This is a genomic window from Herpetosiphon llansteffanensis, from assembly GCF_003205875.1.
GTDB lineage: Bacteria > Chloroflexota > Chloroflexia > Chloroflexales > Herpetosiphonaceae > Herpetosiphon > Herpetosiphon llansteffanensis.
The window spans coordinates 25,285-45,005 of sequence record NZ_PUBZ01000080.1 but is presented as its reverse complement, the minus strand read 5'-3'; the positions used below and the strand labels follow the sequence as shown (position 1 = coordinate 45,005).

The window sequence follows — 19,721 nt, the reverse complement described above, 5'->3', positions numbered from 1 at the left end:
TTCTCCTTGGTTGTATTAAGGCGTTTGAGTTGGCACTGCTGTTGGCAATGGTTGTGTTTGTGGTGCGTTGGGCAATGGGAATGGAATGACAACTGGTGGTTGTTGTGGTGGCTGTGGTGGTGCAGGAGCATCCAACAGTTTCACAATCATGTTTGGTTGAGCATAGACTTGTGATACACCATATAAGCGCATCAACAGGTCCATCGTCACCCCAGTTGTTACAATTTGGTCATCTTGATCATCAGCGCGCCGCACGACTACATTTAGTGTACTACCAGTTTTGGCTTTTGTATATTCCAAAATCTCAACTTGTTGCGCCGTTAAGGCAACCACAATTTGCCATTGTGAACCTTGGTTGAAGACAGGTTCTGGGGTTGGTTGTGGCTGAGCAGGAACACCATCAACCACAACCTCAACCGTTGGTTGGGCCGCAGCTGGAGCCGCACCAGTTGGTTGACCATCAGGCGAAACTAATGGCGGTGCAACAACTTTTAGTACCCGGACGTTTTGGGCAAGCACATGGGTGCTGATGTCGAGATATTTTTCATCAACGAGGGTGATAACACCTTGGCTAGCTGCCCCGAAGCGCAAGTAGGGTTGCTCAAGGCTATAGCTGCCAACAATATCAATGCTGTTGCCTTCAGCAACAATCCCACCAATATCGCTCACAAATAAGTTATAGGCTTTGGGCGATTCGGCACCTGGTTCTGGGGTTGGCAATTTTTCGGCAATCCCTGCGTTACGGAAGGCCGATTTTTTGATCCGCTCGCCACCAAGAATGCTGGAGGTCGTTACTTTGCCTTGAACTGCGCTGAAAAATTCTGCTTCAAGCACATCATCGGGGGTAACTTCGGTGGGCTGAACTTCAACAACATTAAAATATTGCTCAAGATCGCTGCCAATTAACTTGTTAGCGTCAATATCCGTCGCCGCTTCTAAAACCCTAACGTTGGGAATAGGCAAAGCGGTTGGCTCGACTAATGAAGGATCACCTGGTTGGTTGGCCATGTCCTTGCTGAAATACACATAACCACCAGCAAGTGCTGCAATCAAAACAACGATGGCAATAATCATGCCCAGAGCTGAGTTTTGGCGCATAAAAATACGTCCTCCGAAACAATATTGGGAGCTCGTGAGGCAAGCGTGCCCCCGTTTTATGGTGAGGTTCGCGGCTATTATACACGATCGATCAACTGTTCATCACAGCTTTGCAATCAGATCAAGCAGCCAATTGATTAAAGATCGGTTAAATAAAGAACCAGCATTGGGCATGCTGGTTCTTTATCAGAAGTTTATTTGGCAATCTCACGTGAAATAACCAAGCGTTGAATTTCGCTGGTGCCTTCGTAGATTTCGGTAATCTTGGCATCGCGGAAGTAGCGCTCGACGGGATATTCTTTCGAGTAGCCATTCGAGCCGAAGATTTGCACGGCTTTGGTGGCCGTCCACATGGCAGTTTCCGAGGCATTGACTTTGGCCATCGCCGCCGCTGCAATGTAGTTTTCACCTTGGTCTTTGAGCCAGGCAGCATGATAGGTCAACATACGCGCTGCTTTGATCCGCGTCGCCATATCGGCCAAGGTAAAGCCCACCGCTTGGAAGTTGATAATCGATTGGCCAAATTGCTCGCGGACTTTGGCATAATCCAAGGCTGCTTCATAGGCTCCTTGGGCAATCCCCAACGCCTGCGAGGCAATCCCAATCCGCCCACCATTCAAGATGGTCATGGCTATTTTGAAGCCTTCGCCTGGTTGGCCAAGCATGCGGCTTTTGTGCACCCGCAGCTCATCATAGGACATTTGGGCCGATTGCGCCGAACGAATGCCCAATTTATCTTCAACTTTGAGCACCGAAACCCCAGGCTCGCTGGTGTCGACTAAAAAGGCGCTGATACCTTTTACGCCTTTTTCTGGCGCAGTCATGGCCATCAACAAAATGGTGTTGGCTTTCGAGCCATTGGTGACCCAGTTTTTGGTGCCGGTAATCACATAATAATCGCCATCTTCAACAGCGCGGGTTTTTTGGGCTGCTGCATCTGAGCCAGCGCCAGGCTCCGAGAGCGAGAACGCGCCAAGCTGTTGGCCGCTGGCCAATGGGGTCAGAATATCGCGCTTTTGTTCTTCAGTGCCAAACTTTTCAATCCCAGCGCATACTAGCGAATTATTGACCGAGGCAATCACCCCAACTGAGGCATCAACCCGCGAAAGTTCCTCGATCATAATTGCATAGGAGATGTAATCAAGGCCAGCCCCACCATAGGCTTCATCGATTGCAACGCCCATAAAACCCAACTTGCCCATCTTTTGCACAATGTCGGTCGGCCAAATTTTATGCTCATCACGCTCAGCAACTGTTGACCGAATTTCACCTTCGGCAAATTCGCGAGCTGCCTTGCGCATAAATTCCTGATCGTCCGAGAGCTTGAAATCCACGTTGATTCCTCCAAATGTGTCGAATTACTGCTTAATTATAGGTGAAGATGGCTCGATCGTTCTCCATCGATCCAACGGACTAAACTGCGTAGTGGGTCGCGCCCATCATGATGCCAGGCTGCCTGCGGAAACGCCTGTTGCCCAGCATGGCAAATCCGCACTACGCCGATGGTCGCAAGCGCTTCAGCCAATTCGGCTCGCTGCTCGCTGCTACATACCAGCGTAGCACTTTGCAAATGCTGACGCAATGGGCTTAATCGCTGCTCAAGCTCGCCAAAATCGGCGACTGGCACGAGCTTGAGCAGCCGCCCAGTCGTTGTTGGCAACGATTCGCCTTGATCCACCACCACCAGCCATGGCAACTCGGGCGCACTCAAAAGCTGAATTGGTTGGCCGCTCAGCGCTTGCCACTCATATTCATCAGCACTGCGCCGCGTAGCAGCAATGATTGAATCACTCGCCGGATAACGCTGGCTCATCGTAGCCAAGCTTTGGTTCAATAGCGCTGCAAGCTGGCTCAATTGAGCAGCATTCGGTGCTTCGACAAACAATGCTTGCGGCGAGACACAGCCTTGTTGCTCAAGCATGACACTATCGGCAGCCAAATTATCGGCAATTTCAGCCAAATCTGGCGCAGCAAACATGCTTTGGCTAAGATAACCAAATGAGTAGCGCGAGCCATAATCAAGCCAGCGAATGTGGGCTGGGCTACGCTGACGCACTGCCGCAATTGCTTCGTCGCTGGCGTTGGCAATAATTGCCTCGGTCGTGGCCAAAATTGGCGCTTCGAGCGCTTGCTCGCCGCCGCTCCACCAAAGTACCGCGATACTATCAGCAAGCTCTGGCAGTTGTTCGATCAGGCTGGTGGCAAATGCCGCTGCCCATAATGGCTCACCCCGCGCCACTTTCACCAAGCTTGGCGACTTAACCAAGAGTGCATCGATCAAGCTTTGAAGCGCAACCCCGGGCACGTTGCCAGCGCAAATATGCCAAGTTAGGCGTGGCCCAAGCACACGACTTTCGCCAACCACGCTTGGTCGCCAGCCATCGAGCAGCAACGGATCGCCAAATTGCTCATTGAGGCGTTGCCAAAGCTGCGGCGCACGCCAATCGGCCAGCATGCGGTCGAGTACAGCGCTCAGCATGGCTTGGTTGTAGCCATTAATTTGGGGCAGTTGATTGAGTAATTGCTGACGCGGCGCATAATCTGGTGCAAGCCATTGCGCTGCAGCTCGATCAATTGCCTCGACAATCTTGGCGATTGGCAGCCGTTGCAGCGTTATGGCGCTGGCACGCAAACGTTCGGCAAGTTGCAGCATTTGGCTGGGGCTTGGCTGAAGAATTGGCAAGCTCAGCGAGCCAAATTGTTGGCTGGATTGGGGCCAAGCAAATGTTGGTGGCAAACACCAAGTTGGCAATTTAACGCTCATGGGTTAGCGCGGCCATACATGCCTCGCGAATGGCCCATGCTTTGGTGAGGCTCAGACCTTGGCTGGTAGCCCATTTCAACAGAAAATTGCGATGCACCGTGCGTTTGTAATCGCCAATTTGATCGGGCGTAATTTGTTGCTCTTCAAAAAATTGCAAAATTGGTTCAGCGTTTGCAGAACGCGTTACATCGATATTCCAGCGGCCATAGCGCAAAAAACAATGCGCTTCGGGAATCGCGCTCAGTTTATTTGATTCCAAGGTTTGGCCAACCCCGGGCGTATTCTTGCCATCCATCAAATAAATGCCAAAATACAAATTAATGGGCAACGCCAATTCGCGCGCCAACTCGGCCAAGAAGGCATGTTTGGTGCTGCTTGTTCCCCGTTTTTCGCTAACAACCAAGCGCCAATCAAGCGGATTGGTGTTACGGCCAAACGGCAGGGTCGCAATCCAGCGGGCAACTGCTTGATAATGTTCTAATCCTTGGGAGATTAGGCTCGCGCTCATTGGCAAATCGGCATCGAGCGGCACATCAGGCAAGCGTCCAACAATCATGACATCATCTCCATAGAATATTTAGCAGTAACCGGAATTGCTTCACGCGCAAGCAGTTGTTGTTGGCGGCTGCGGCCCCAGCGATAGTAGCCAAGCCCATGCGGTGAACTTTTTAGCCGATGACAGGGAATTATCAAGGCCAAAGGATTGCTGCGCAGCGCTTGATTGATCGCATAGGCTGCGTGGTAGGGCCGTGGCAATAGCTCAGCCAATTGTTGATACGACCATTGTTGGCCATAGGGAATTTGGATTAACTGGTGCCAAATTGCTTGCTGTTGCGCCGAACCTTGCCACGCAATCGGCAAGCTAAATTGGCTGCGTTGGCCGGAACAATAGGCTTGATATTGTTCAATGGCCTGTTCAAGCAGCGAATTTGCGCGATAGATCAGCAAACGATCGGGGTGAGTTTCGGTTAATTCAGCCAACAACTCACTATCGTCGTCGGCAAAACTGGCCAACAACAAGCCTTCGGGCGCTGCTGCGAGGAGCAAACGCCCAAAAGTGGTGGTTTGAATAAGGTAATCGATCGCCATAGCTGCTATTTTCTAACGAGCGGCAAATAGACTGGATCAAGTTGATTCACGACCCGCAGCGTTACTTGAACCGTGCGGGGAGCCAAACCATTGCCATTAACCCGAAACTGATAGGTATAGGTTCCGCTGCTTAGGCTACCAACTTGTGCCCTGATCGTCAAATTGGTTGTGCCAACGAGGTTACCGCTGCTTGGTGTAACGCTCAGGCCAGCAGAGACATTGCTAATCGTCCAATCGAGTGCGGTTTCGCTATCGCCATTGCTGAGCGGAATATTCGCCGCTGCCTCGCCGCCGCCAACTTCAGCCAATAAATTCACTGAAGTCTGAATGTTGATACTCGCAGGCGTTTTTTGCACAATAAAAATCGGATCGTTGGTAAGCACAATGCTGGCAGTCGTGCCATTAATCGGTGGAGAGAATGTTTGATTATTGCGAGTGCGGAAAATCCACTGTTTGCCCGCAGTCAGCGGAAATTGAATCGTGGTATTCGCGCCAGGAGTCCACAGCACATCGATTTCGGTGCTGCCACGGCTATAGCGATAGGCATACACACCGCCAGTATTATTGCCATTGCCAACGTAATTGTGGGTATGTACACCAGCACGCGGCCCCAGTGGCGTAGCGGTGGTCAAAAGATAGGCCATGGTTTGGAAGGCTTTGTAAGCTTGTTTTTCTGGTTCAGGCGTATTTAAAGCATTAAGTAACTCTGAGCCGCTGAAGGGGTGGCCGCCATTGAAGGCATCTTCAAGCTGCAACCAATTAATATGTTGCACGCCCATTTGTTGGGCAATCACAAAGCTGCGAATCAGGTAGCGAGCTTGATTTTCGGCACTCACCACGGGGCAACTAGCCGAGCCAGGGCTGGTGCACCAACCAATCTCAGTGATCCAAATTGGGGCGTTGGGGCGGCCAATATCATTCGTTAGCCAATTGCGGGTGTTGAGCAAACGGCCTTCTAAAGTGACGGTTGCAAACGTGCCAATCGAATCGGGGGCGATAGTTGGCATGTAGGGGTGAATCCCCAGCACATCGAAGCTATTTTTGGCCGCAGGCACTTGGCGAAACGCACCATTTGCGCCATTGAGAAACTCAAGCCCATCGCTAAAACTATCGAACACATACACCCCGCCAGCCACAACAATCGCCGTAGGGTCAGCTTGCTTAATTGCGTTATACGAAGCAACCAAAATTTCGCCATAGCGGCGACGGCGAAAGGCTTCATTATTATTGATTGAACTCCACGTTTCGAGAAAATTCGGCTCGTTCCAAATTTGCCAAGCGGCAATGCGTGGTGAGCCAGGCGCATCGTTAAACCCATCGCCATCGTAGCGCTCGACCATCCAAGCAGCAAACTCTGCATACTGCGCGGGATCGCTTGGCGGACACCAATAGTTATTGTTGCCAGCGCACGAAGCCTCGCGCGCCCAAGCTGGCGTGGTCAGCAACATGCCGATAATCCCAAGGTTGGCATCGGCGACAGTTTTGATGCGGCTATCGTAGCTGGTGCGAAAATTGCCATTATTTGGCTCGATTTCGGCCCATGGCAATTCTTCGAGCGACCAATGCGCGCCCGATTGGGCCATTTTTTGGGCTAGCAGCGGCACATTATCGCCAGTGGTAATACGCTCGTTTTTGGTGAGGTAGCCATTAATGCCCCACGGCGTGATCGCGCTTGGCTGGGCAGTTGGGGCATCGGGAGTAGCAGGCGCAGGAGTAACGAAGCCAAACAAGAATAACAGCAATAAACCTAATTTACGCAAATTAACAACCTCGTAAACAAAAAAAATCAACTGTGTACATTATACACAGTTGATCGATTTGGTGCCGAAGGTGGGAGTCGAACCCACATGAGGTCGCCCTCAATGGTTTTTGAGACCATCGCGTCTGCCATTCCGCCACTTCGGCTTGCTTGATGTTGTTAACTGGTCGGGGCGCCGCGATTCGAACGCGGGACCTCTTGAACCCCATTCAAGTGCGCTACCGGGCTGCGCCACGCCCCGTCAAGTTCTTTGGCTCTCAGTCACGACAGCCGCATTAGATTACCACGAAAGCTGATCCTTGTCAAATTGGAGGATCGGGGGCTGGTTGTTGGGGGTTGGGGATCGGTGAGGAGGGGATTTTTTAGCCAAGAAGGGCACGAAGGCTAGAAACCGCGAAGCACGCGAAGGGGAATGGTGCTATGGGCTTTTGGCGTTTGGCTATCGGAACAATTGTTGCCATTTCAAGCAATCTCCGATAGACATCAGCCTAGAGCCATACGTTCTCTGCGCCTCTGCGTTAAGAATGTGATCTAAATCGTACGAAGGTTAAGTTGTTTTGCCACAGATTGACACAGATGAGCAGGATTATTCTGCTATGCTATTGGTTAACTATGAATCTTCAAGCTTAGCGTTTTCTATGCGCTCATTTAGAGGTATGGATGAGCTATCACGTGCCAAATAATCCACGAGGTAATAGCCGAATCAGAAAGATTATTCTGGTTGTTTACCTATGTTTATGTATAATCTCAATACCTCTAGTTTTCTTTAGTTATCAAACATCCAAAATTATTGATGATTTTTATGTTGGAGCAAACTCAAATGCTGGTGGTATTGGCTGGCAGATTTTCAGCCTATGTGGTCTGATTTGTTTAGCCTTGGCAGCATTTTTCTGGGTAGGCTCAATTAAACGCAAGTGGCCAGAATCGAAACGTAAGTATAATCTGATACTATTTTTACAGCTAGTAAGTTTAAGTTGTCTAACCCTGAGTATCTGGAATTTGCTTTATCTCATGGTCTTTTTTTAACCGCGAAGCACACGAAGCGCACGAAGGACAGATTTTTTTCGCCACGAATTGCACAAATTGCACGAATGATGTTCTGATAGCCCATAGCCGAGCGCCAAAAGCCTCATCCCTCATTTTTGACTTCTGACTTTTGACTTTTGTTTTCATCTCTCATCCTTCATCCTTCGGTTCTCTGCGCCTCTGGGTTAAAAACCTCGCCCCTAAACCCCAGCCCTTTCATAATTCATCCCTCATCCTTCATAATTCATCCTTAGGCTCCTATGTTCTATGTTCTATGCTCTATGTTCTACTTGCCGCATCCCCATGGTACAATAGCCATGTGCGTCAATCGTTGGCGCTTTTTTTGCCATTTAAACACGTAGTAGATGATATGTACGCGATTCTAACCAAACAATTTCGCTTTGAAGCAGCCCATCAACTCCCTAACCATCGCGGCAAATGTGCGCGTTTACATGGCCATTCCTATTTGCTCGAGGTCAGCGTGCGTGGGCCGATTCAGCCTGCCCGTGGCCAAAGCGACGATGGCATGGTCATCGATTTAGAACAGATTAAAGAACTGGTCAACGAAATTCTGATTGCCCGCGTTGATCACTATAATCTCAACGATCTTTTGAGTTTGCCAAGCACCGCCGAAAATATCATTCATTGGATGTGGGATGAGCTTGAACACCAAGCGCCGGAATTTGGCACGCTGCTGTGGCGCATGCGCTTGTGGGAAACCGCCAGCGGCTACGTCGAAATTAGCCGTGCTGAACGCGAGGCCCAGCCATGAATGTGATGGAAGTTTATCGTTCGGTTCAAGGCGAAGGCACCTTGATGGGCGTGCCAACGACGTTTGTGCGCTTTTTTGCCTGCAATTTGCGCTGTAGCTGGTGCGATACCAAATATTCGTGGAGCGTCAAAGAAGGCGGCAAATGGGAAAATTTGCCAATTGCCACGCTGGCCCAACGCATTGCCGAGCAAGGCGCACGCCATGTTGTGCTAACTGGCGGCGAGCCAATGTTACAACGCGAATTGCCAGCGCTCGCCCAAACCTTGCGGGCAGCAGGCCATCACCTAACCGTCGAAACCAATAGTACCATTTTCCGCCCCGAACTGATCGAGCAGATCAATCTCTGGAGCTTATCGCCAAAATTGGCTGGAGCCAACACCGGCATGCTGCGGCTCGAACCGCTGCGCCAATTTATGCAATTGCCAGCAGAACGCCAGCAATGGAAGTTTGTCATCACTGGCGAGAGCGATTTAGCCCAACTGCATCAATTTGTCAGCGAACATCAGGCGTTTGCTGAAGCCCAATTGCCAATTATTTGGCAGCCAGAAGGCCGTTGGGCTGAACGCGATTATAGCCACGCCCTCGAATGGTTGGCCGAACGCGCCCAATTGCCCGAATGGCGCGCCTTCAATGTGCGCGTGCTACCCCAAATGCATGTGCTGATCTGGGGCCAAAAACGGCTTGTCTAAGTTCTTCCAAGGGAGTTGTCTGTGGCAATACGATTGCTAAGCCAGCCAACAGTTTCAGTTAACGGTTGGATTCTGGTAGGCTTATTTAGTCTGGGTCTGATTGGCTTATTGGGCTTAACCTTGGCAGCAATTCGCCGTTGGAGCAAGCCCCGCCAAGCAACTGAAGATCATTTAAGCACCATTGGCCGTAATGCCAGCATTCCCTTTGCCCTGCAACTGACCAGTCGCATGATCGATTTGGTCTTTGCGATGATTCTGTATCGCTTTTTGGCGATTGAAACTGTGGGAGCCTACGACTTCGCGGCGATAATCGTGGTGAGCTATTTTGGCACGATTGCTGATTGGGGCTTAACTGTCCTCGCAACTCACGAGATTGTACGTCAACCAAGTCAAGCGCCCCAAACCTTTCGCACAACGCTCTGGCTACGCCTGCGCTTTGCAGTGCTCGCCCTGCCCATCGCCGTCGTTTTTGTGCTCATTTATAACGGTTTGGCTGAGGCAAAGATCACAGCGGTTGGCCTGACGCGTGAGCAAATTACGGTTGTGGCAATTTTAATGCTGACCTTGTTTCCAGCGGCAATTTCGGCCAGTGTCACGGCATGGCTGCAAGGCCACGAGCGCTTGGTCGCTGCGGCGGTCGTTAATTTGCTGACCAATATTGGCAGCGCAGCGTTTCGCCTAATTGCCTTGGTTTTGGGCTTTGGAATTATCGGGATTGCCAGTGGAGCCTTGGCTGGGGCAGTTCTCAGCGCCGTGTTATTTTGGCTGGCGATGCGCCGTTTCTTCCCTGATGTGGCATGGCGTGGCCCAACCTTGCCAGCCAAACCGCTGCTCAAAGAAGGCTATCCGCTGTTGCTCAATAGTTTGTTGATGACGATTTTCTTTCGTTTTGATACGATTTTATTGAGCGCCTTCCATGGGTTTGTCGTTACGGCAACCTATGGCGTGGCCTACAAACTGATTAATTTTACCCAAATTGTGCCGCCAATCGTGGTCAATGCAATTTTCCCCACCTTAATTCGGCGTTCTGGCGATGATCGAGCTGGCATGAGCCGCGCCTATGCAGGAACCTTGCGCATGTTGCTCAATTTGGCCTTTGGCATCGCCGTCATCGCAACAATTGTGGCCGTGCCGCTCACCACATGGCTCGCCGATAAGCCTGAATATTTGCCAGGTAGCGTCTATGCCTTGATGATTACGATTTGGTATTTGCCGGGCAGCTATCTGAATGGCCTGACGCAATATGTCATCATTGCTTTGGGCAAGAAACAGGCAATTACCAAGGCCTTTGGCTTGACCGCAATGGTCAATTTGGGCTTGAATATTTGGCTCATCCCGCAATATAGCTATTTTGCTGCTGCCACAATCACCATTATTTCCGAGTTGGTGTTGTTTGTGCCGCTGTGGTTGGTCTTGCGTCGCGAAAAAATTACGCTAAATTTGGCTGGGCTACTGTGGCGGCCAGTCCTTTCGGCGCTCGTGGCTGGTGGCGTTGGCTGGTTATTGCTGGCAATTAATGTCTATTTGGCTGGAGTGGTAACCGCATTGATCTATGCTGCTGGCTTATGGTTTAGCGGCAGCATTGGCCAAACCGAACGCGAGCTAGCCGCCCGCATGCTCAAAAAATTACGTCCCCAAGCCTCAAATTAATCCACAGGACAAATTTTAGGGGTACGGCGAAAGTAAAGCCCTGCAAGGGTAGGTTTTGAGCGATTGATGGTGGCATGGAGCGTTCCCTCACCCCCCGACCCCCTCTCCCACCAAAACGCGGGCGAGGGGGAGCACCCGTTTTCCCAATACATTGCGATAGAACCAGCATATTAAAGCCCCTCGCCCGCGCATGGGCGAGGGGTTGGGGTGCGGGGATCTTAAAACCTACCCCCGAAAGCCAACCCCCTCTCCCAATCAACGCGGGCGAGGGGGAGCACCCGTTTTCCCAATACATTGCGATAGAACCAGCATATTAAAGCCCCTCGCCCGCGCACGGGAGCGGGGTTGGGGTGAGGGGATCTTAAAACCTACCCCCGAAAGCCAACCCCCTCTCCCACGAAAATGCGGGCGAGGGGGAGCACCCATTTTCCCAATACATTGCGGTAGAACCAGCGTATTAAAGCCCCTCGCCCGCGCACGGGCGAGGGGTTGGGGTGAGGGGATCTTAAAACCCAACCTTTGAACCGCATGGATGCGACACGAAAGGGAGCCAAATCATGGTATTTATTATTCCTACAACGGCAACATTCGTTTTCGCATTGCTCTGCGGCGATCAATATTCCACGCCAAACCCAGCCCAACCAAAACAATCAGCCCAATGCCAACAATTTTTAGCCGCAGATTGAGCGATTTAAGCAATGCTTCTGCTTGGCTGCGGCCATTGCTATCGCCAAGTTGGCTAAATAAATTGGCAGCCTGCTCAATATTCTTGCGGGCGGCAACAATCCGAATGCCGTTCAAATCGCGGCGGGCGGTTTCAAGCAACTGTTGCGCTTTTAAGCCTTGTTCTGCGCGTTGCAAATAATCGTTGAGCACTTTTTGACGCTCAATTTGGGCCAAATCGGCAAATAGCGGCAAGGCTTGCTCGATTGACGTTTTGGCTTCAGCATAGCGGCCTTCCAACAGTGCCACACGGGCGGCGGCAGCTGCATCTTCAGCTTGCATACCTTTGCGGGCCTGCTCGCGCAAGGCCGCAATCGCTGGATCATCCTTGATGGTCAGGGCAGTTTCGGCCGCAGCCAAGGCTTCGCTATACTGGCCAGCAGCGATCGCCGTTTCAATACTTGCTTGATCAAAGGCCACACTCGGAGCCTGTTTCCAGCCACCATCGATCCACGTTGGCAACTGGGCTAGCCATTCGCTTTCGAGGCTTTCGGCACTGAGGCTATAGGCTTGGCTGAGCGCTGAACGATAGCCGCTGGCGGTGCGCAACGCCTCTAAAAAAGCCAAAAAGCGCGCCATGCCATAGCGCTGAATCAAAAACGAAACCATCGACCAACTTTGGGGATAGCCCAAGGCCGGGTTATCGTAGACCGCGCCTGCGCTATCCAACGATCGCCAAGGAGCTAATTGGTTATTTTCGAGCGCTTGTTTGAGCAAAGCAATTTTGTAGCCACTTTGGCTGGTTGGCACTTCAACATATTGGGCAATGCCTTCTTGCCACATGGTGCTTAAACGGCCATCGGAAAGCTCAGCGGCAATAATATGCATCAATTCATGGCGCACATTGTTGCGCAATTCTTCATCGCTCATGCCAATGGTTTGTTGCACTGCAATGCTAATTTCGCGCCGCCCAGTGTGAGCATGAGCCACGATGCCTTCGAGGTAGCGCGCCGCCGGATTGACCTGTTGATAGAGTTCTTTGGTGGGGTAAATGCGCAGGGTCAGTGGTGGCGCAGGCCGATAGCCAATTACCGCCGTCACTTCCTCGTAAATCGGATCGCTATAGCCAGCGTAGCGCTCGGCCTCGGCTTCGCTGCCTTGAGGATACAAAATTGAAATATAGGTGGTTTTGCGTTCAAGCCATTGAGGAGGATCGGTTTGGGCAAGCGCAGGTCGTGGCCAAACCAGCAGGATTAAGAGTAAACACAACAATCGGCGCATCGGTAGATCCCTTTCCTATGCGCCAATTGTACCATGGCTCAACTTGGCTTTACCACAAACCGCATCAATCAGCACTGCTTGTATCGAACAAATCAAGATCGAAGAAATCTGGATCAATCGAATTGTGCAAGACGTTTGGTAACTGAACAGCTGGATCTTGATAGGTGTTGTAGCGCCAACGCGGCTTTTTGCGCGCAATTGTCGGGTCGTGCGCGCGTCGCGGCTCCAAGCGAGCTTGCAATGAACGCGGGCGAAAAAAGATGATCCAGAGCGCATAACTCGACAAGAGCAAGCTTGGCACCGTCACAATTGCCAAAAGCAGATTCAGCATGCCAAACGGCAAAAGCAGTTGCCCAATAATCAAGGGTAATGAGCTAAGCCAAACGATGACGGTTGGTTTATGCGGAGCAAGTTTTTGCAGCATCACAATTATTCCTTTTACCACGAGCCGCTTGAATCGCCGCTGTAACTATCGGAACTAGATGAACTGCTGCTTGAATCGCTCGACCACGAGCCACCAGAATCGCCGCTCGATGATGAGCCACTATCAAAGCTCGCAGAACTGCCCGAATCGTTATTCGACCACGAACCACTATCAAAGCTAGCTGAACTGTCGTTCGACCAACCAGAATTATTGTTGGAATCCATCGATTGGGCGATATACATGCCCGTTGCCATATCAACGCCTGTATGCGAATGGTCGGAATGATTGTGGTTGTGATGGTGAAACGATGAGTTATGGTGATGCAAATGGCGACGTTGCCCATTTGAGCGATATTGCGAACTATCCCCTCTTAAGATCTTGATAAAGGTTGTTATAATAGCCAAAATCGCAAATCCAATGATAAATATTGGTATAAACGTGCCGATAGCTGAAAGCTCCATAACTTCTCCTTTATTTTAGCCCTATCAAAAGCCATGAACTAATCGCTTGAATCGCCGCCACCGCTATCCGAGGAGCCGCCAGAGTCGCCCCATGAGCCGCCCGAATCGCCGCTATAACTATCGGAACTCCAGTTTGAATCGCTGCTGGAGCTAGAACCCCAATAACTATCGGAATCATTGCTAGCACTATGACCATAGCTACCGCCCCAATAGCCTGTGTTGCTGCCAATCGATGAATGGCCATTAGAGCCAGAGCGTTTTCTAAGTGCAAAGAAAATCCAAAAGACAATCAGCACCAAGAAAGGGATACAGCAGCAAAAACTATCCATGCGAACTGAAAAATTCATAGCATGCTCCTCTCACGAAGCTTTAAAAATTATTAGCTAATTTCTAATCGTCGTCATCATCGTAATCATCATCGTGATCGTGGCGACGGCCATAGTAATGCTTTTTCTTATGTTTTGGACGATAGTGGTTGTAATCGTGGGATTGATAATAGTGATCGTTTGATCGGTAGGAATGCTTCGAGCCTTTGAAGCGATAGGCAAATTGGTTATATAGGCCTTTGAGATTGCGGGTATGGACAAACTTTTTGGCAACCAAGGCCACAATGACCAAGCCGACGATCAGCACAACGGCACAAAGTACCAATCCAAGTAACAGAACTTTGACCATGAATCACACTCCTTTGTTGGTGTGGCTCTCGTGGTTATGTACGCGGGTTTGGCGTAAACGTTGCAAACGGAGTGTGAGCGCTAAGACTGAAACTTTGAGGCAGCAGCAATGGCCAAGTGGTGAACCTGACCATTGCCAATTATGGGGAACTTACATGCGTTCAGGAGCGGCAATCGAGAGCAAACCCAAACCGTTGCGCAAGGCTTGAGCAGTGGCGGCAACCAATTGGCCACGGGCAGCGCGCAAGGCCAAGGTTTCGGCCTTCAAAACCGGGCATGCATCATAGAAAATTGCAAAGGCTTTGGCGGTGGCATACAGCCAATCGGCCACCACAGACGGCGCATAGCGCTCAGCAGCATCCACAATTACTTGGGGCAAGCGCGCTAGCTCTTTCAACAAGGCTTGCTCGGCTGGGTGGGTTAACTCGCGGCCATTGTAATTTTGTGGCAAACGCCCGAAATCGCGCAAAATCGAGCAGCAGCGGGCATGCATATATTGAATGTAGGCGGCGCTATTGCCATCAAACGCCAACATGCGATCCCAATCCACTACCACATCGTGAGCAGGGTCGTGCTGCAAATTGTGATAAATGACCGCGCCAACCCCAACTTGTTCAGCAACCTCGTTGAGCCATTCGCTGGTAAATGAAGTTTTGGCTTCGATCGCTTTTTGTTTGAGCAAGGTTTTGGCCCGCGCACAGGCTTCATCCAACAATGGCTCCAAGTAAATCGTGGTGCTAAAGCGTGGGTGAGGATTCGCGCGACCTTCCGGCCCCAAAATCATGCCACAAGCCACGTGAGCCAAATCGGCCTTGGTGTAGCCCAAGGTTTTGCTGATGGTGAAGGCTTGGCGAAAATGCAATTCTTGCGCTTGTTTGACCACATAAATAATTTTGCTTGGTTGATACAGCGCTTCGCGATATTTGATTGCCGCAATATCGCGGGTAATGTAGAGCGTGCTGCCATCGGAGCGATTGAGCAACAAGGTTGGCAAGGCCTTGCCTTGTTCATCGAGCAAATCTTTGACGATTGCCACATGGCTATCGAGCTGAGCAATCTGGTAGTGCAAGGCTTCTTTGATCACAACTTGGGCTTCGCGAGCATAGAAACTTTCGCAATGCTGCACATCGAAGGCCACGCCCAAGCGCCGATAATTGGCTTGGTTGGCGCTCAAACTCAAATCAACCAATTGTTGCAATAATGTGATTGCTTGTGGCTCGCCGCTGGCCAATTTGCTGGCCCAAGCTTGGGCCAAATCGTGCACTTGATCATCTGCTTGATATTGCTGAGCTTGTTGCTCCAACGAGGCCAACATACTTTCGCCATTGCCATTGCGATGCTGAAAATGCTGCATTGCAGCCAGCGAAATACCTAATTGCGGGTCATAATCGCCCCAGTGGTTCATCCGAATCACCTGGTAGCCCAGCGAACGATAGATATTAACAATCGCTTGGCCAATCATGGTCGAACGAATATGGTCGACGCGCATGCGTTTGGCAATGTTTGGCGACGAATAATCGACCACGACTGCTTGTTGTTGGCCACGATTGCTGCGGCCATAGGCGGCTTTTCCTTGGCCAATATCGTGCAGCACCGATTGGGCAAAGGTTATTGGGTTGAGCGAAAAGTTGACATATGCACCCAAGGCCGTGGCTTTTAATACGAGGCTTTCATGGGTAAACTTAAGCGCATTTGCTAGCGTCTGAGCAAATTGGGCTGGATTACTTCCGCGCATTTTGGCAGCCCGAAAACATGGCAAGGCCAAATCAGCCTGCACGCCCGTGGCTTTGGGAGCGACTAAATCGATCAAATCGGCAGTTATTAACGTGGTGTCAAGCAATGCATCACGAATGGCTTGCTCAAAACGAGCAAAAGTGTCCATCTCAGGCTCCAAATCAGGCTAGCAAATTTTGGTCGTATCGACTCTATATCCTAACATAATGTCAGCAATTCGTAAGTCCCAAATTGGTCGGGCAAAAGGCGGATTTATAGATAAGGATGAAGGATGAAGGATGAAGGATGAAGGATGAAGTAAGGGCAAAAATCAAAAGTCAAAAGTCAAAAATCAAAAGCCATATAGAAAAGGATGAGGGATGAAGGATGAGGGATGAAGTAAGGGCAAAAGACAGAAGGCAAAAATCGAAAGCCCATAGCCAAAAGCCGATAGCCCAATCCTAAGCATCTGTGGCCATCTGTGGCCAAAAGATACTTATTCGTGGAATTCGTGCAATTCGTGGCGAAAAAAATCTATTCTTCGTGCCCTTCGTGCGCTTCGTGGATAAATTCTTCGTAGTTTTAGCCTATTTAGCGAATGCCAATGCACACTTGATAACTGAAATACCAGGCAATTGGCTGTGTGCCAATCAGATCATGGGCCGCTTGTTTAAGCTGATCAAAGCCAAGCTCTTGCTCTGTTAGGGTGCCATTTTTAAGATGATAATTGTAGCCACTGCTCAGAATCAGGTCGATAAAGCGTTGCGCATCGCCATATTCGCAATGATGCAGCGTCAGTTCCAGCGTATGTTGAAAGAGGCCACTTGCCTGCATACGCTGCCGATGTTGCTTATCCCAGCCTGGATGGGCTGTTGGGGTGGCGCGGCTCTGAATTAAGTGCTCAAAACGCTGGTCAACCGCCTGAAAAACTTGATCAAGCTCCCAATGAATGGTTGGAGGCCAATGATAATCGTAGGCAGCAAACACACCGCCGGGCCGCAGAATGCGCGCAATTTCGGCCAAGGTTGAGCTTGGTTCCATCCAATGTAAGGCTTGGGCACAGGTAACAATATCGACAGTGCTAGCATCCAACCCTGTTTGATTGGCAACTCCAGCCTGATAGCGGATGCGCGAATCTGCTTCGAGCGTGCTGATAGCCACATTGCGCATATCAGCACTCGGCTCGATCCCGATAACCTGATCGGCATGTTCAGCCCAGATTATCGTTGAGCGGCCAGTACCACAGCCCAAATCGACCACCAACGCTGGTCGAGGCGTATGGCTGAGCTGCGTCAAAAGATCGACAAGGACAGAGGGTGCTGTCGGACGCGCTTGATCATAACGGCTAGCTTCATCGACCCAAACGACGCTCGAATCAGTCATTGAAAGCCCTCTTTGAAAATCGATCCACGAAGAGCACAAAGAGCACGAAGGTTCTACGTTATGGACTATTTCGGTCAAGCTCCCATTGCCTTTGGCCCGATTGTTAACGCAGCGGCGCAGAGAGCACAATGGCTCTAGGCTATGGGCTGTAGGCTGACGAATCATTGGCCTAGCAACGATTTTTTCGATAGCCCATAGCCTAGAGCCAATAGCCCAATCCCAACAATCTGTGGCCAAAAAACATAGCCTTCGTGCTCTTCGTGGCTCACTTCATTAACGCAGTGGCGCAGAGAACATATGGATGATGGCGATAGGCTATGGGCTATCGGGATATTGATTGAAATTCCCAATAATCTCCCATAGCCTACAGCCAATAGCCCCGTTTTACATGCGTTCGGGGGCGGCGATTGAGAGCAAACTTAGGCCGTTGCGTAAGGCTTGCGCCGTAGCTGCCACGATGTGACCACGGGCAACCCGCAATTCGGGCGTTTCTGCTTTGAGCACCGAACATGCATCGTAGAAAGCCGAGAAGGCGCGGGCTGTGGCATATAGCCAATCGGCCACCACAAATGGCGCATAGCGCGCAGCCGCTTCTTCAATAATTTGCGGCAAACGGGCCAACTCTTTGAGCAAACCAGTTTCGGCAGGGTGGCTCAGCAAGCTGCCATCGTAGTTGGCGGGCAATGCGCCAAAATCGCGCAAAATCGAGCAGCAGCGGGCATGCATATATTGCAAATAGGGCGAACTATTGCCCTCAAATGCCAACATCCGATCCCAATCGACGGTGATATTGCGCTTGGTATCTTGGTACAAATCGTTGTACATCACCGCGCCAACGCCAACTTGCTCGGCAACCTGATCGATCAAATCGGCGGTAAGTTGGGTTTTGCCTTCACTCATTTTTTGCTCAATCAGTGCCTTAGCCCGATTGCGCGCTTCATCGAGCAACGTTTCGAGATAAATCATATTGCCCTTGCGGGTTGAAAGTGGCTGGCCCTGCGCATCAAAGACCGTGCCAAACGAAATATGAATCAACTCTGCATCGGTGTAGCCCAAGGCTTTGCTAATGGCAAAGGTTTGGCGAAAGTGCAATTCTTGGGGCTGTCCCACAATGTAAATCATTGCATCGGGATTGTACGTTTGCTCGCGATATTTGATTGTGGCAATATCGCGGGTAATGTAGAGCGTGCCACCATCGGAGCGCTGAATCAAAAAGGTTGGTAATTTTTTGCCGCGATGGTCAGGCAAATCTTTGACAATAATTGCTTTGCCATCACGCTCAGCAAGCTCGCTCTCGCCTGCATCGCTGATAATTTCGCCCAGCATATCTTTGTAAAAACTTTCGCCATGCTGCACATCAAATTGCACACCCAAGCGATCATAATTGGGCTGATTGGCGGTTTTGGTTAAATCAACCATCCATTGCCACAGCTCAAATGCTTGGGGATCGCCCTGCTCTAATTTGAGTGACCATGCGCGGGCTTCATCGTCTAAATCAACCTCAGCATCGGGATCGTAATCGGCATCATCGGGATTTGCACCCTTCATCAGCAAATTGTAGCGTTTGTATTGCTCTTCAATTGCGGCCAAGACGGCTTCGCCTTCGCCTTCGGGCTTACCAAAGCGAATCGTCGCGGCAATATTGACCCCGAATTGCTTGCCGTAATCGCCCAAGTGATTATCGCGAATCACATCGTAGCCAAGCCGTTGGTAGAGATTGGCAATTGCTTGGCCGATGATGGTTGAGCGAATATGGCCAACGTGCATGCGCTTGGCGATGTTGGGCGACGAATATTCAACAATCACCTTGCGTTGATTGCCTTTGGTGCTGCTGCCATAGGTTGCGCCGCCAGCCTTAACATCGGCCAATACGGCTTTGGCAAAGGCTTGGGGGTTGAGATTAAAATTAACATACGGGCCAGAAACCGTTGCGCTAGCCACCAAACTATCGGGGGCAAATTGCAGCGCGGCGACTAATTCTTGGGCAACTTGGGCCGGATTGCTGCCACGGCTTTTGGCAGAACGGAAACATGGCAAGGCTAAATCGGCCTGCACGCCAGCAGCTTTGGGCGCGCCTAAATCAATATCGGCAGCGTTAATTAAATTGGTGGCAAGCAAGGCCTCGCGAATGGCTTGCTCGAAGCGAGCAAAGGTATACATTTTTAAAACTCCAATTGGTTAATTGCTAGCGGCAGTATAGCCGAAAAGACCTATTTTAGCCGATCAAAAAGCACCCATCGTCGTCGATGAGTGCGCGCAGAAAAAGCTGCTGGAT

The 19,721-nt window shown here is 50.6% G+C and carries 17 protein-coding genes and 2 tRNA genes; 3 read left to right on the top strand and 16 right to left on the bottom strand.

The features are described from left to right. Positions 1-15: 15 nt before the first annotated feature. The 8 genes from C5S61_RS06470 to C5S61_RS06435 form a co-directional block, all read right to left on the bottom strand. Positions 16-1,098 (bottom strand): CpaB family protein, encoded by a 1,083-nt coding sequence (locus C5S61_RS06470; protein ID WP_110514242.1) that lies wholly within the window; start codon positions 1,096-1,098, stop codon positions 16-18. A 194-nt stretch (positions 1,099-1,292) separates the two neighbouring features. Beyond that, positions 1,293-2,432, bottom strand: a complete 1,140-nt coding sequence (locus C5S61_RS06465) for an acyl-CoA dehydrogenase family protein (RefSeq protein WP_110514241.1) — start codon at positions 2,430-2,432, stop codon at positions 1,293-1,295. A 35-nt stretch (positions 2,433-2,467) separates the two neighbouring features. After that, a complete protein-coding gene (locus C5S61_RS06460; protein WP_110514240.1) occupies positions 2,468-3,862 on the bottom strand; it encodes an acyl-CoA reductase in 1,395 nt (464 codons plus the stop codon). Then, positions 3,852-4,418, bottom strand: a complete 567-nt coding sequence (locus C5S61_RS06455) for a hypothetical protein (RefSeq protein ID WP_110514239.1) — start codon at positions 4,416-4,418, stop codon at positions 3,852-3,854. Before C5S61_RS06455 ends, C5S61_RS06460 begins: the two co-directional genes overlap by 11 nt. Beyond that, the gene (locus C5S61_RS06450; protein WP_110514238.1) at positions 4,415-4,951 is read right to left on the bottom strand and encodes a methylated-DNA--[protein]-cysteine S-methyltransferase; all 537 of its coding nucleotides are present in this window, start codon (positions 4,949-4,951) and stop codon (positions 4,415-4,417) included. Before C5S61_RS06450 ends, C5S61_RS06455 begins: the two co-directional genes overlap by 4 nt. Positions 4,952-4,956: 5 nt before the next feature. After that, on the bottom strand, positions 4,957-6,711 hold the full coding sequence (locus C5S61_RS06445; RefSeq protein ID WP_124033394.1) for a hypothetical protein: 1,755 nt from the start codon (positions 6,709-6,711) through the stop codon (positions 4,957-4,959). Between the two features lie 59 nt (positions 6,712-6,770). Further along, positions 6,771-6,856, bottom strand: a tRNA-Leu gene (locus C5S61_RS06440). Positions 6,857-6,874: 18 nt separating this feature from the next. Continuing rightward, positions 6,875-6,951 (bottom strand) — tRNA-Pro (locus C5S61_RS06435). Between the two features lie 1,155 nt (positions 6,952-8,106). On the opposite strand from C5S61_RS06435, the gene queD reads away from it, so the two are divergent. From queD to C5S61_RS06415, 3 genes are read left to right on the top strand one after another with little or no spacing between them, the layout of a single operon-like run. After that, the gene (gene queD / locus C5S61_RS06425) at positions 8,107-8,508 is read left to right on the top strand and encodes a 6-carboxytetrahydropterin synthase QueD (RefSeq protein ID WP_110514301.1); all 402 of its coding nucleotides are present in this window, start codon (positions 8,107-8,109) and stop codon (positions 8,506-8,508) included. Next, positions 8,505-9,197, top strand: a complete 693-nt coding sequence (locus C5S61_RS06420; protein ID WP_110514235.1) for a 7-carboxy-7-deazaguanine synthase QueE — start codon at positions 8,505-8,507, stop codon at positions 9,195-9,197. Before queD ends, C5S61_RS06420 begins: the two co-directional genes overlap by 4 nt. A gap of 21 nt (positions 9,198-9,218) precedes the next feature. Beyond that, positions 9,219-10,847: a flippase gene (locus C5S61_RS06415; RefSeq protein WP_110514234.1), complete on the top strand. Its 1,629-nt coding sequence runs from the start codon at positions 9,219-9,221 to the stop codon at positions 10,845-10,847. A gap of 573 nt (positions 10,848-11,420) precedes the next feature. On the opposite strand, the gene C5S61_RS06410 is transcribed toward C5S61_RS06415, so the two are convergent. From C5S61_RS06410 to argS (C5S61_RS06375), 8 genes are all read right to left on the bottom strand, one after another. Next, positions 11,421-12,791, bottom strand: a complete 1,371-nt coding sequence (locus C5S61_RS06410) for a peptidase MA family metallohydrolase (protein WP_110514233.1) — start codon at positions 12,789-12,791, stop codon at positions 11,421-11,423. 64 nt (positions 12,792-12,855) lie between these two features. Continuing rightward, positions 12,856-13,215 (bottom strand): hypothetical protein, encoded by a 360-nt coding sequence (locus C5S61_RS06405; RefSeq protein ID WP_110514232.1) that lies wholly within the window; start codon positions 13,213-13,215, stop codon positions 12,856-12,858. Between the two features lie 14 nt (positions 13,216-13,229). Further along, positions 13,230-13,469, bottom strand: a complete 240-nt coding sequence (locus tag C5S61_RS26575; protein ID WP_124033393.1) for a hypothetical protein — start codon at positions 13,467-13,469, stop codon at positions 13,230-13,232. Between the two features lie 245 nt (positions 13,470-13,714). After that, the gene (locus C5S61_RS06395; protein WP_110514230.1) at positions 13,715-14,023 is read right to left on the bottom strand and encodes a hypothetical protein; all 309 of its coding nucleotides are present in this window, start codon (positions 14,021-14,023) and stop codon (positions 13,715-13,717) included. Between the two features lie 43 nt (positions 14,024-14,066). Next, positions 14,067-14,351: a hypothetical protein gene (locus tag C5S61_RS06390; protein WP_110514229.1), complete on the bottom strand. Its 285-nt coding sequence runs from the start codon at positions 14,349-14,351 to the stop codon at positions 14,067-14,069. A 150-nt stretch (positions 14,352-14,501) separates the two neighbouring features. Continuing rightward, entirely contained in the window at positions 14,502-16,232 is a 1,731-nt protein-coding gene (gene argS / locus C5S61_RS06385; protein ID WP_110514228.1) for an arginine--tRNA ligase, read from the bottom strand. A gap of 422 nt (positions 16,233-16,654) precedes the next feature. Next, the gene (locus C5S61_RS06380) at positions 16,655-17,446 is read right to left on the bottom strand and encodes a class I SAM-dependent methyltransferase (protein ID WP_110514227.1); all 792 of its coding nucleotides are present in this window, start codon (positions 17,444-17,446) and stop codon (positions 16,655-16,657) included. 384 nt (positions 17,447-17,830) lie between these two features. Then, positions 17,831-19,606 carry an arginine--tRNA ligase gene (gene argS, locus C5S61_RS06375; RefSeq protein ID WP_110514226.1) on the bottom strand — a complete coding sequence of 592 codons (1,776 nt, stop codon included), beginning with the start codon at positions 19,604-19,606 and terminating at the stop codon, positions 17,831-17,833. Positions 19,607-19,721 lie beyond the last annotated feature (115 nt).